Origin of the sequence: Erythrobacter alti, assembly GCF_037996805.1 — a bacterium.
Lineage (GTDB): Bacteria > Pseudomonadota > Alphaproteobacteria > Sphingomonadales > Sphingomonadaceae > Alteraurantiacibacter > Alteraurantiacibacter alti.
Genome location: NZ_JBBNAX010000005.1, coordinates 1 through 12,150 on the forward strand (window position 1 = coordinate 1; position 12,150 = coordinate 12,150).

General features: G+C 58.2%; 14 protein-coding genes and 1 tRNA gene. 8 read left to right on the forward strand and 7 right to left on the reverse strand.

Going from position 1 to position 12,150, the window contains the following annotated elements; translation table 11 throughout:
- Positions 1 to 159: 159 nt before the first annotated feature.
- The gene (locus AAC850_RS05355; protein ID WP_340587635.1) at positions 160 to 636 is read right to left on the reverse strand and encodes an Hsp20 family protein; all 477 of its coding nucleotides are present in this window, start codon (positions 634 to 636) and stop codon (positions 160 to 162) included.
- Positions 637 to 801: 165 nt separating this feature from the next.
- On the opposite strand from AAC850_RS05355, the gene grxC reads away from it, so the two are divergent.
- The 3 genes from grxC to AAC850_RS05370 are packed head-to-tail and all read left to right on the forward strand — an operon-like array spanning position 802 to position 2,394.
- The gene (gene grxC, locus AAC850_RS05360; protein WP_340587637.1) at positions 802 to 1,065 is read left to right on the forward strand and encodes a glutaredoxin 3; all 264 of its coding nucleotides are present in this window, start codon (positions 802 to 804) and stop codon (positions 1,063 to 1,065) included.
- Positions 1,066 to 1,075: 10 nt separating this feature from the next.
- The gene (locus tag AAC850_RS05365) at positions 1,076 to 1,903 is read left to right on the forward strand and encodes a carbon-nitrogen hydrolase family protein (RefSeq protein ID WP_340587638.1); all 828 of its coding nucleotides are present in this window, start codon (positions 1,076 to 1,078) and stop codon (positions 1,901 to 1,903) included.
- Complete coding sequence (locus AAC850_RS05370) at positions 1,900 to 2,394, forward strand: DUF1178 family protein (RefSeq protein WP_340587639.1); 495 nt, start codon at positions 1,900 to 1,902, stop codon at positions 2,392 to 2,394. Before AAC850_RS05365 ends, AAC850_RS05370 begins: the two co-directional genes overlap by 4 nt.
- Before the next feature lie 10 nt (positions 2,395 to 2,404).
- On the opposite strand, the gene AAC850_RS05375 is transcribed toward AAC850_RS05370, so the two are convergent.
- Together AAC850_RS05375 and hppD are read right to left on the reverse strand one after the other, a co-directional pair.
- Positions 2,405 to 2,481: transfer RNA gene (locus tag AAC850_RS05375), tRNA-Arg, on the reverse strand.
- Positions 2,482 to 2,548: 67 nt separating this feature from the next.
- Positions 2,549 to 3,658, reverse strand: coding sequence for a 4-hydroxyphenylpyruvate dioxygenase (gene hppD / locus AAC850_RS05380; protein ID WP_340587640.1), 1,110 nt, complete (start codon positions 3,656 to 3,658; stop codon positions 2,549 to 2,551).
- A gap of 119 nt (positions 3,659 to 3,777) precedes the next feature.
- Here hppD and AAC850_RS05385 point away from each other — a divergent pair, with 119 nt between their 5' ends.
- From AAC850_RS05385 to AAC850_RS05395, 3 genes are all read left to right on the forward strand, one after another.
- Complete coding sequence (locus tag AAC850_RS05385; RefSeq protein ID WP_340587641.1) at positions 3,778 to 4,098, forward strand: FtsB family cell division protein; 321 nt, start codon at positions 3,778 to 3,780, stop codon at positions 4,096 to 4,098.
- Positions 4,099 to 4,251: 153 nt separating this feature from the next.
- A complete protein-coding gene (pdhA, locus tag AAC850_RS05390) occupies positions 4,252 to 5,361 on the forward strand; it encodes a pyruvate dehydrogenase (acetyl-transferring) E1 component subunit alpha (protein WP_340587642.1) in 1,110 nt (369 codons plus the stop codon).
- A 3-nt stretch (positions 5,362 to 5,364) separates the two neighbouring features.
- Positions 5,365 to 6,750, forward strand: a complete 1,386-nt coding sequence (locus AAC850_RS05395; RefSeq protein WP_340587643.1) for a pyruvate dehydrogenase complex E1 component subunit beta — start codon at positions 5,365 to 5,367, stop codon at positions 6,748 to 6,750.
- 114 nt (positions 6,751 to 6,864) lie between these two features.
- Here AAC850_RS05395 and AAC850_RS05400 read toward each other — a convergent pair whose 3' ends face one another.
- Genes AAC850_RS05400 through AAC850_RS05410 form a run of 3 tightly spaced genes read right to left on the reverse strand, consistent with a single transcriptional unit; the run spans position 6,865 to position 9,343 of the window.
- Positions 6,865 to 7,299, reverse strand: a complete 435-nt coding sequence (locus tag AAC850_RS05400) for a TadE family protein (RefSeq protein WP_340587644.1) — start codon at positions 7,297 to 7,299, stop codon at positions 6,865 to 6,867.
- A gap of 2 nt (positions 7,300 to 7,301) precedes the next feature.
- A complete protein-coding gene (locus AAC850_RS05405; RefSeq protein ID WP_340587645.1) occupies positions 7,302 to 7,760 on the reverse strand; it encodes a TadE/TadG family type IV pilus assembly protein in 459 nt (152 codons plus the stop codon).
- Positions 7,757 to 9,343 carry a TadE/TadG family type IV pilus assembly protein gene (locus AAC850_RS05410; protein WP_340587646.1) on the reverse strand — a complete coding sequence of 529 codons (1,587 nt, stop codon included), beginning with the start codon at positions 9,341 to 9,343 and terminating at the stop codon, positions 7,757 to 7,759. Before AAC850_RS05410 ends, AAC850_RS05405 begins: the two co-directional genes overlap by 4 nt.
- 233 nt (positions 9,344 to 9,576) lie before the next feature.
- Between AAC850_RS05410 and AAC850_RS05415 the strand changes: the two genes are divergently transcribed.
- Both AAC850_RS05415 and AAC850_RS05420 read left to right on the forward strand, forming a co-directional pair.
- On the forward strand, positions 9,577 to 10,233 hold the full coding sequence (locus AAC850_RS05415) for a hypothetical protein (protein WP_340587647.1): 657 nt from the start codon (positions 9,577 to 9,579) through the stop codon (positions 10,231 to 10,233).
- Positions 10,234 to 10,262: 29 nt separating this feature from the next.
- The gene (locus AAC850_RS05420; RefSeq protein WP_340587648.1) at positions 10,263 to 10,733 is read left to right on the forward strand and encodes an EF-hand domain-containing protein; all 471 of its coding nucleotides are present in this window, start codon (positions 10,263 to 10,265) and stop codon (positions 10,731 to 10,733) included.
- Here AAC850_RS05420 and trmFO read toward each other — a convergent pair whose 3' ends face one another.
- Positions 10,734 to 12,098: a methylenetetrahydrofolate--tRNA-(uracil(54)-C(5))-methyltransferase (FADH(2)-oxidizing) TrmFO gene (gene trmFO, locus AAC850_RS05425; protein ID WP_340587650.1), complete on the reverse strand. Its 1,365-nt coding sequence runs from the start codon at positions 12,096 to 12,098 to the stop codon at positions 10,734 to 10,736.
- Between the last annotated feature and the right edge of the window lie 52 nt (positions 12,099 to 12,150).

Sequence of the window (12,150 nt, forward strand, 5' to 3'; positions counted from 1 at the left end):
ATTGCGCCGAGGAGGCGGGCTTTAGCGGGCCCGCCTCCATTTGATTCAATTATAAAAGTACCGGATGATCAGGCGGCTGGCGAGTCGGCGCATTGCGCCGAGGAGGCGGGCTTTAGCGGGCCCGCCTCCATTTGATTCAATTATAAAAGTACCGGATGATCAGGCGGCGTCAGCCTTGCCATCATCCTTCTTGTCGCCCTCGACCACTTCGAGCGTATTCCCGCCGATTGCGATCTTCTTGGGCTTCATCGCTTCTGGCACTTCGCGCACCAGGTCAATTACGAGCAGGCCATCACGCAGGTCGGCATTTTCCACGCGTACGTAGTCAGCCAGTTCGAAGCGGCGCTCGAACCCGCGATTGGCGATGCCCATGTGGAGCATCTCGCCATCGACGGTTTCATCGCGCTTCTTGCCTTGGACAGTCAGCAAGTTCTGCTGCGCGGTAATGTCAATGTCACCCGCACGGAAGCCTGCTACTGCGATGGTAATGCGGTAGGCATCCTCATCGCGGCGCTCGATGTTGAACGGGGGGTAATTGTCGCCCGATGATCCACGGTTGTTGTTTTCCAGCAGATCGAACAGCCGGTCGAAACCGACGGTGGAACGACGATAGGGTGTAAGGTCAAAACGGTTCATTTTAACAAATCCTCTGTTGAGCAATTTGACGTATTACGGACCCATCCATGGCGTCCGTGATAGGAACATAGTTGGCCTGACGCGGGTTTCAAGAATGCAAATTGGCCTATATCGTGGTCAATCAACGGTGCCGAAAATGGCGGGTCGAACAGGTTAGGAAAACACGTGAGCACACCCAAGGTCGAAATCTACACCAAAGCTTTTTGCGGATTCTGCGTGCGGGCAAAGCGATTGCTAGACGAAAAAGGCGTTGATTATGCCGAATATGACATATCGATGGGCGGGGAGAAGCGTGACGAGATGATGCAGCGCAAACCCGACGCGATGACTGTGCCACAAATTTTTGTCGACGATCAGGCAATCGGCGGGTCGGATGATCTCGCCGCACTTGAACGCGATGGCAAACTCGACGCGCTTCTTGGTTTGTAGGTAGAAAAACATGCCCAAGATCGCGCTCTTGCAGATGACATCGGGCGTCGATCCAGATGCGAATGCCGCGGCAATTTGCGATGCGGCCAGAGGGGCGGCAAGTGTTGGCGCGAAGATGCTGTTCACGCCAGAAATGGCGGGGTTGCTTGATCGCAAGCGCGAACGGGCGAATGAACACATTGTGCCGGAAGACGAAAGTTCGTTGGTGACGGAAGTGGGGGAAGGCGCTGCGAAAGCGGGCATCTGGATTTCGCTCGGACTACCCGTCGTAAACGATCAGGGCGGGTGGTCGAACCGGACGATCCTGTTCGACAATACTGGGAAAGTTGCCGCCCGCTATGATAAGATACACATGTTCGACATGGCGCTGGATGGCGGTGAGAGCTGGCAGGAATCGAGCGCCTATGATCCGGGTGAGAGCGCGGTAAGCTGCTCTGACACCCCGCTGGGTCGGCTCGGGTTGACTATCTGCTATGACATTCGATTTCCGGCTTTGTTTGAAGAGCTTGGACGCCAGAATTGTAATGCGATCGCAACGCCCGCTGCCTTTACCGTCCCGACGGGCAGGGCGCATTGGCACCTGCTCCAACGGGCGCGGGCGGTCGAATCGAGCGCGTTCGTCATCGCCGCTGCACAGGTCGGGGAGCACGAGGACGGGCGGCGCACTTTTGGCCATTCGCTGGTGGTTGACCCGTGGGGTGACGTCTTGCTCGATATGGGCGGAGACGAGGCCGGCCTCGGCTTTTGCGACATTGATCTCGACCGGATTGCTGAAGTCCGCAGCCAGTTGCCGAGTCTTGCGAACCGCCGCGATATCCCTAGATCGCGAGCACAATGATCGTTTACGACCTTTCGTGCATCAACGGCCATCGTTTCGAGGGCTGGTTCGGCTCGTCCGAAAAATTCATCGAACAACGCGAAGGCGGCCTGATTAGCTGTCCGGAATGCGGCGCCAGCGAAGTCGCCAAGGCACCTATGGCGCCCGCAGTGGGTCGCAAGGGAAATAGCGCGGTTACAGTCTCGACGGACACGAGTGAAACACAAGTCTCTGCCACCCAGGCAAGTCGGGGAGTTTCCAATGCTCCCATGCCACCTGAGGTCGCGCAGGCGTTAGAGAGGCTGGCCGACGCTCAGGCCAAGGCACTCAAAGACAGCAAGTGGGTCGGCAAGAAGTTTGCCGAGCAGTCGCGTGCCATGCACTACGGTGATCAGGAGCAGGCCCCGATTCATGGGGAGGCGAGCGCAAAGGAAGCTCAGGATCTGCTGGAGGAAGGGGTGCAGGTTGCACCTCTACCATTCCCGGTCGCGCCGCCCGACAAGTTGAATTGACTGCGACAATTGGTGCGCCCGACAGGATTCGAACCTGTGGCCCCCGGATTAGGAATCCGATGCTCTATCCGACTGAGCTACGGGCGCGCCGGGCGACCGTGTAATCCGGCGATAGAATAGAGACAACCATCAAACCGGATTCGCTGCGCCAGTGTCAGGCGTCGACCACTTTTTCAGCATCGACATTCAGCACGCCGCGCTTCACCTGGTCGCGTTCGATGCTTTCAAACAGCGCCTTGAAGTTACCTTCGCCGAAGCCTTCGTCACCCTTGCGCTGGATGAATTCGAAGAACACCGGACCCACCTGAGCCTCTGCAAAGATCTGCAGCAACAGGCGAGGTGAGCCGCCCTCGGTCGTACCATCAAGCAGGATTCCACGCGCCTTCAATTCGTCTTCGGGCTCGCCGTGGCCGGGCAGTCGCTCCGACAGCATCTCGTAATATGTTTCGGGCGGCGCGGTCATGAACGGTACGCCGAATTCCTTGAGCTTGTCCCATGCGGCAACAAGATCGTCGCAGATAAGGGCGATGTGCTGGATACCTTCGCCGTTGAATTCGCGCAGGAACTCTTCAATCTGGCCCTTGCCGCCTTCGCCTTCCTCGTTGAGCGGGATGCGGATCTTGCCATCGGGTGCGGTCAACGCCTTCGACGTCAGACCGGTGTATTCGCCCTTGATATCGAAAAACCGGATTTCGCGGAAGTTGAACAGCGTTTCGTAATAGTCGGCCCAATAGGCCATGCGCCCACCGTAGACATTGTGGGTCAGGTGATCGATGACGTTGAAGCCAGCACCTTCGGGGTGCTTGTCCACGCCTTCGATATATTCGAAGTCGATGTCGTAAATGGAAAGGCCATTTCCATCCTGATCTTCGTATCGGTCGATCAGATAAACAATTGCTCCGCCAATTCCGCGGATTGCGGGAATGCGCAGTTCCATCGGACCTGTCGTGACATCCACGGGTTCTGCACCGCGCGCGAGCAGTTCATCATAGGCTTTCGCCGCATCCTTGACGCGGAAACCCATGCCACATGCAGACGGTCCGTGTTCACGGGCAAAGAACCATGCGGCGCTGCGCGGTTCGTAATTGATGATCAGATTGATCTGGCCCTGCCGCCAGAGCTGTACATCTTTCGAACGGTGGTTGGCGACGTGCTGAAAACCCATCGCCTTGAACACAGGTTCGATCTGGCCCTTTTCGGGCGCGCAGAATTCCACAAACTCAAAGCCATCAAGGCCGATCGGATTTTCGAAAAGGTCAGTCATGGTTTCATCTGTAACTTGTTACACGGATTCGGGCAAGCACTCGATTGACGCTCCTGCTATCCGCAGGTTCCACCGCATCCGGCTTGAATCAAATCGCAGGCTGTGATTCAAGGGCTGTCATGAATGATCTGCGCAACAAGCGAGAGGTGGCCCGCGAACGGGTGGGCAACGCGTTGGCGTTGCTGCTCCTGATCCTTATCGGAATGCTGGCCTTCATGGGACCGTCGGGCCTGCTTGCCTGGAGCGACAATGCCGCCAAACTTGAAGCCCATGAAGAACGCATTGCCGCGCTCGAGGAAGAGCGTGCCGAACTTGCAAACAGGGTCGAATTACTCGATCCCGACAATGTCGACCCCGATCTCTCTTCCGAACTTGTCCGGCGCGACCTGGGCGTTGCGCATCAAGATGAAGTGGTAGTCGATCTCGGCGAACAGCATTGATCCCCGAACGCTTTTGGTAAGCGCGCTTCAGCGAAATAACCAGCTAGGCGAAATTCGTATGCGCAGCGTTGCCAGCCAAACATTTCCGCGCGTATAGGCATTTAACAACCGAACGCCGGTGGACACTGCCACGGCGCAAAGAGGGGAAATGCATTGGCCAAGGCCACCAAACCCAGCTCAAGCAAGGGCAAGCGCACTCCAGCCAAGAAGAAGGCCGAGACAAGCGCCGCCACCGATGATCCCAACTTCGCACTGCGCAGTCTGCAGGAAGCACTGGACAAGGACAAACGCTACTCCGCCAGCGATGAGCAACTGCTGCATTTCTATGAGCAAATGCTGCTCATTCGGCGTTTCGAGGAAAAGGCAGGCCAACTCTACGGCCTCGGCTTGATCGGCGGCTTCTGCCATTTGTACATCGGTCAGGAAGCGGTCGCCATCGGCCTGCAATCCGCGCTCAACAATGATGTCGACAGCGTCATCACTGGTTACCGCGATCATGGCCACATGCTCGCCTATGGCATCGATCCGAATGTGATCATGGCAGAGCTGACCGGCCGCGCTGCCGGGATTTCGAAGGGCAAGGGCGGCTCGATGCACATGTTCAGCACCGAGCACAAATTCTACGGCGGTCACGGCATTGTCGGTGCGCAGGTTTCGCTCGGCGGCGGTCTCGCCTTCGCCCACCAGTACAACGAAGACGGCGGACTGTGCTTGGCCTATTTTGGTGATGGTGCAGCAAACCAGGGACAGGTGTACGAAACGATGAACATGGCGGCGCTGTGGAAGCTGCCGATCGTGTTCGTGGTCGAGAACAACCAGTATGCCATGGGCACGGCGGTCAAGCGCTCCTCGGCAGAGACCGAATTCTATCGCCGCGGTACGGCATTCCGCATCCCCGGCATGGAAGTTGATGGCATGGATGTCCTCGCTGTTCGCCAAGCTGCCGAAATCGCTTTCAAATACGTGCGGGAGGGTAACGGCCCGGTGCTGATGGAATGCAATACCTATCGCTATCGCGGGCACTCCATGTCCGACCCTGCGAAATACCGGACGCGTGAAGAAGTGCAGGACCAGCGTGAAAACCACGATCCTATCGAGCGGCTCAAGAAGGAATTGACGAGCGGCGGTATGGACGAGGCGAAGCTGAAGGAAATTGACAAGGCCATTCGCGCAACCGTTTCAGAAGCAGCCGACTTTGCCGAGAAAAGCCCCGAGCCGGAACCGGGCGAACTCTACACCGATGTCCTGGTGGAGGAGTATTGAGCCATGGCTATTGAACTCAAGATGCCCGCCCTCAGCCCCACCATGGAAGAAGGCACGCTGGCCAAATGGCTGGTGAAAGAAGGCGATACCGTCTCTGCCGGCGATGTTCTGGCCGAAATCGAGACCGACAAGGCAACGATGGAATTCGAATCCATCGATGAAGGCACCGTGGGCAAGATCCTGGTCGCAGAAGGCACGGAAGAAGTGAAGGTCGGCACGGTCATCGCGATCCTTGCAGGCGAGGGTGAAGACGTCGCCGATGTCTCTGCACCTTCTGGCTCGGAAGAAGTTGCCGATGTTCCCGGCGAAGGCAAGGATGTGGGCCGCGAACCGAGCGAAGCTGAAGTGACCAAGCCGCAGCCTGCTGCGCGCGCCGATGATCCGGCCATTCCCGAAGGCACCAACATGGTGAAGCTCACCGTGCGCGAAGCCTTGCGCGATGGCATGGCCGAAGAAATGCGCCGCGACGAACGCGTGTTCGTGATGGGTGAGGAAGTCGCCGAGTACCAGGGTGCCTACAAGGTCACACAGGGTCTGCTCGACGAATTCGGGCCCAAGCGGGTCATCGATACGCCGATTACCGAGTACGGATTCGCCGGTATCGGAACTGGCGCTGCGATGGGCGGTCTGCGCCCGATCGTGGAATTCATGACCTTCAACTTCGCCATGCAGGCGATTGACCACATCATCAACTCGGCAGCCAAGACCAATTACATGTCGGGCGGCCAGATGCGCTGCCCTGTCGTGTTCCGTGGTCCTAACGGTGCTGCCAGCCGTGTCGGAGCCCAGCACAGCCAGAACTATGGACCATGGTACGCCAGCGTGCCGGGTCTGATCGTGATCGCGCCGTACGATGCGCAGGACGCCAAGGGCCTGATGAAAGCTGCGATCCGTTCGGAAGATCCAGTCGTGTTTCTCGAGAACGAGCTTATCTACGGCCAGAGCTTCGAAGTTGCGCAGCTCGATGACCATGTCCTGCCGATCGGCAAGGCACGCATCATGCGTGAAGGCAGCGATGTCACCATCGTCTCCTACTCGATCGGTGTTGGCATCTCGCTGCAGGCGGCAGACGAACTGGCCGAGCAGGGTATCGAGGCCGAGGTTATTGATCTCCGCACCCTGCGCCCACTCGATCGCGAGGCTATCCTCACATCGTTGGCCAAGACCAATCGCCTGGTAATTGCCGAAGAGGGGTGGCCGACGTGCTCGATTGCTTCGGAAGTGGCCTCTATTTGCATGGAAGAAGGCTTCGACCATCTCGATGCGCCGGTATTGCGCGTTTGCAACGAGGATGTGCCGCTGCCCTATGCCGCAAACCTCGAGAAGCTGGCGCTGATCGACAAGGCCCGCGTAGTCTCCGCTTGCAAGAAGGTGTGTTACGCCGACTAACAAGAGCGAATTGCAGGCATGAAAAAGGCGGGCGCGGCAATATGCCACGTCCGCCTTTTTCAGTCTTGCGTCGGTGCTGCTAGCGTGCCGACCATCCTGCGACCCGCAGGGAGATCATGGTTCGAGCAAGAAAACCGGACGCTCGAAATCGAGCGTCGGGCCATCGATATCGATAAACTCCAGAACGCTGGTAATCTGGTAAGTCACGATGATTTCCAGCTCTTTTGCATCGGCCACACGCTGCGTCGAAGCATCGCGGATAGTGACACCAAGACGGTCTGGATCGAGCATATAGGGAGCGCCCTTTGCATGGTTGCGCGTCCAGGTGCGGATTTGCGAATTCGAGATGGCATTACCCGTCTGGTATTGCACCATCGAATAGCGCGCCACGTCGGCGGACAGGTTCCGCATCGCGTTGTAGCTTTGCAAACCCATGCCGACTTGCAGCACGCCCAGCATCATCACGATGAAAGCCGGACCGATCAGTGCGAATTCGATCGCAGCAGCGCCCAAAGTGTCGGCCCGAAGGCGGCGAATGAAGTTCGTCATAATCATCCGATCTGTACAGTGCGGCGAATATTGAAGTCGAAGCCCGAAGTGACACCGAACTTGGTCCAGACCGGTGCATAAGTGTCTCGCAAATCGACCCGGATAAACTTGTATTCGGCGTCCGAACCACAACTATCTGCAACTGTGACATAGTCTTGCGCCGTACCGCAGCGGTAAATCGGCGTGATGGTTACTTGCTCTGCGGTCAGGCCGGTCGACGTGACGAGGATATCGCGAACGGTGTTCTGCTGCTCGACCGTCTCGGGGATGGTCGCACGCACAACAGTTGCTGCCTCGGCGGCAGCCGTCTGCAGCTCCGTCTGGCGAGCCACCATCGAACTGACTTCGAAGCCGCCCAGCGCAAGAACAAGCAGGATGGGCGCGACGAATGCCGTCTCGATAGCCATCGAGCCGTCTTCATTGCAACGCAAGCGGGCAAAACTGGCGAGTTGACGCATCATGCGACCAGCCTAACTTTCGCAGCCGTCGTTGCCACCACTTCATCTTCGGACGAACCTGCCGGGCAGAAGGTAGACATATTCGTCGTACCGGTGATGGTGATGTTGTTGGCAGCAATCATCAGGCACTGGCTGGTCACGCCCACCGTGCCTGCGAAGAACACTTCGCTCACGGGAAAATACATGGTTCCGTTCAAGACCGTATTCGCGTTACCATTCATCTTGGTCTTGCCGCTGCCACGGGAATTGCGATCTTCGAAAACCAGCATACCGGCGAGGCGATTGGCCTCATCGGCTCCGACGCCCAGCGACATCAAGTCCGATGCCTGCATGGCCGTAAGATTGATGTCCGCTCCGCCTGCGATGTCGATCCATGCGCCGTCATAAAGAACGAACATCACGCCGGAGCCAGTAACTTCATGTTGGCCAGTGATCTTGAGACCGCCGCCGACGATGTTGTAGACGCCTGGGGCGAAGGCAGTATTACACCCGACGTGAATTCCGCTGTACGTGCCAGGACGGACGCTGCCCGCCTGTGCACCTCCCGTTGTCGTGATGTTCGAATAGGTTTTGTAGACCGTTTCTGTCTTGCGTTCCCATTTGCGATTATTGCCATTGCCGCCCATGTTTCGCCAAGTGACCGAACTGGACTCGACAGTTCCCTCGGTCGTTCCATTGGGAACTGATTGCTGGGTTGCGTCGGTGGTAAGGTCAGTGTCTTCCTTGCCTTCGCCGTTGGACCAACCCGTCGCATTCCGTTCGTTTGAGCCTTGAAAATAGTCGTACTGTATTACGGTTCGCGTCCGGATGTCAGCCGTGGTGAACGTGGGTTCGGCCGAGCAACTATATGTGCGATTAGGTCGCGATTCAGTCGGATTTGGCGGCGTAAGCTCCTCGAAGGGATCGTATAGCCCTTCCATATTCTCGATGATGACGTCGTCGGTATTGTCTTTCAGCCATTGATCGATCCCGCCAGCTGCAAGAATCCACCCCGCATCGACAGTCGGGTTGCCGTTGACCTTGATCGCAGTCGCATCGGTTGAAAGCGCCGCGAGACCGCAGCTAGCGGTCAGCACCGAACTACCACCAATGGTGATGGCACCCTCATCATCGTCATCCAGCGCGATCAGGCAGCTTGTGAAGGTCGTGCCTTCTTCGAAGCTTGCCTGCGCGTAGGCGTAAATTGTCGTGTCGCCGCCCGTCAGGAAGTTGGTGAAGGGCAGCACCTTGCTCGCCGTAGCCGATACAGCCACCGAGTTCAGCGAACCGCCGGCATAGTCGGCCAGCGTAACAGTCGGGGCGGCATTGAAATCGTCTGTCACCGAAAGGTTGGCGTCGAATTCTTGTGTCGCGCGCAATTGGTAAGTGGTTTCGGTCGAGCTTTCTGCGCGTGCCCAGGCACCGGCAACTGCCGCCTGGTCTACTGCGAACTGCAATTCGCGCTTCCACATGTACCACTGTGTTACGTCAACACCGAGGCCCGCGCCTCCAATGAGGACGGGCATTCCAAGCGCTACCAGCAAGGTGGCGTTCCCGCTGGAACAACCGGTCATGCGAGCGATATGACGACGGATCTTGGTGATCATGGCGGTGCCTGTCTGTTGCGAGAATTGATCTATCTTTGCAGGGAAATACCCGACCGCGGGTAAGCAAGTTCTGAAGTGAAATGGTTAATGTTTCCTGCACCCTGAAATCGCCGGGTTTTGGTGTGCTTGCGTTGCGATTTCCGCGTCATTGATTGTCTGACCCCTGTCGTTCGGAGAGTCTGTTACGCGAACATCCTTGACGAAACGTATGCGTCACGGGCACCGGCGCGCATATGGATGAACCGCTCCTGCAAAGCCTGCCGATCGCGCACCGCCTCGCGCTCAGCTATGCGCCCGCTTCGGCCAAGGCTGATACGTTGGCCCTGCTTGCGCTGGACGCGCGGCTTACCGGGATTGTGCGCGGAGATGGCGAAGCGATCATTGCCCAGATGAAGCTGGCGTGGTGGCGCGAGAGGCTGTCGGGCGATCCCGAAGACTGGCCGCTGGGTGAACCGCTACTGGCACTGTTCAAGGCCTGGGGTGGCGATACGAAGCGACTCGTTCCGCTCGTCGATGGATGGGAGACGCTGCTGGGAGATACGCTGGACCGTGCGGCGGTCACGTCCTTCAGCCGCGGCAAGGCGCAAGCGTGGTCGGCACTTGGCGATGGCCTTGGCACTGGCAGCACTAGCTCCGCCATCGAGCGAGCGGCAAAGGAGATCACCCTGTTCGATCTCGTGCGTAATCTGTCTCGACCGGAGGAGGTGGTTGTCGCGAGCAATATGGCGGACAAGGAAAGCTGGGAGCGGGCAAGACTACCTCGCGCCTTGCGGCCACTTGCGGTGCTTCACGCACTTTCACGACGGGCTTGGATTGGCGACAAGTCTCACCTGCTCGATGGTGCAGGAGCGATGGCACTCGCAATCAGGGTTGGCATCACCGGGCGGTAGAGTAGAATGCGCCATAAGGAGAATTCACGATGAATCGCATGCTCTTGGGCGCTTTCGGCGCGCTTGTGCTGGCTACGTTGGGGCTGTTCTGGATGCAGGGCAGGGCGCAGGTGGAAAAGGCCGCGCCTCCTCCAGAGCCGGTGGAGCTTGTCGAGGAGGAAGACCCCAATGCTCTTCCCACGGCCGATGTTGGCGACATGGAAGGCCCGGCGCCGCCGGAGGCCAGCGAACTGACGCGCGAACAACGCCGTTTCTTCCGCTATGACCGCAACCGCGATATGAAGATCACTCGCAACGAGATGCTCTCCACGCGGACCAATTCCTTCCGCAATCTCGATGTCGACGGCAACAACCTGCTGACGTTCGAGGAATGGGCGGTGACCACGGCCAACCGGTTCGACGAAATGGACGGCAATGGTGATGAGGAACTGACGCCCGCCGAATTTGCCACCAGCGCGCCTGCTCGCCGGAGCAACTCGCGCCCTCGTTGTAATTGCTGATCAGGCAGGAACGCGCAAACCATCAAGCCATGTGCCGAATTCAGCCTTGGCACGGTTGGTATATGCTTCCTTGCGCACCTTTTTCTTCACATCGTGGAGCGGCGGGAACAGGCCGAAATTGACGTTCATCGGTTGGAAGCTTGCCGCTTCCGCATCGCCGGTAATGTGGCTGAGCAGAGCGCCCATAGCCGATGTCTTGGGAGGGGGGCTCCATACCTCGCCCGCCAGCTCATTCGCCGCCATCATGCCCGCCATCAGTCCGACAGCGCTGCTTTCGACATAGCCTTCGCAGCCGGTGACCTGTCCGGCAAAGCGAATGTGCGGAGCGCTCTTCAGCCGCAATTGCCTGTCGAGAAGCACGGGTGAATTGAGGAAGGTGTTGCGGTGCATCCCGCCCAGACGCGCAAACTCGGCATTCTCCAGACCCGGAATTGTGCGGAACAGCTCAACCTGAGCGCCATATTTCATCTTGGTCTGGAAACCGACCATGTTCCAAAGCGTGCCCAGCTTGTTGTCCTGCCGCAACTGCACCACGGCATAGGGCCATTTGCCCTGCGGATGCTCTTCGCTGGTGTCATAGGGATTATCCAGCCCCACGCCCTTCATTGGCCCGTAGCGTAGAGTTTCGACGCCGCGTTCCGCCATCACCTCGATCGGCATGCAGCCATCGAAATAGGGCGTGTCGGCTTCCCATTCCTTGAACTCGCCCTTTTCGGCATCAATCAGTCCCTGATGGAATGCGAGATACTGCTCCTTGGTCATCGGGCAGTTGATGTAATCGCCGCCTTCGTTGGAAGCGATCGTGGTCTTGTTCCACCGAGACTGGATCCACGCCTTGTCCATGTCGATACTGTCGCGATAGACGATGGGCGCGATGGCATCGAAGAAGGCGAGCCGATCTTCTCCGGTGACATCGATAATGCTGTCCGCCATTGCCGCGGCGGTAAGCGGACCGGTTGCAACAATGGTCATGCCCTCGGACGGCAGTTGCTCGACAGTTTCGCGTACGATTTCGATATTGGGATGGTCCTGTAGCGCCCTTTCGACCTCGGCACTGAACACATCACGGTCCACTGCCATCGCGCTGCCAGCCGGCACACGTGCCACTTCGCCTGCGCGCATGATTATCGAATCGAGTCGCCGCATTTCGTGATGCAGCAGGCCGACTGCATTCTTCTCGTCATCATCCGAGCGGAAGGAGTTAGAGCACACAAGTTCGGCCAGGCCGTCGGTGTGATGCGCCGGGGTCGAGCCTCCACCACCGCGCATTTCGGACAAGCGAACGCGGATGCCGCGACGGGCAAGCTGCCAGGCCGCTTCGCTTCCGGCCAAGCCGCCGCCAATGATGTTGACCTGATGTGTCATGCGAGTTTTTCCATAGAGAGGCGGCAGATAAGTGCGATTGCACGCTGGCGCA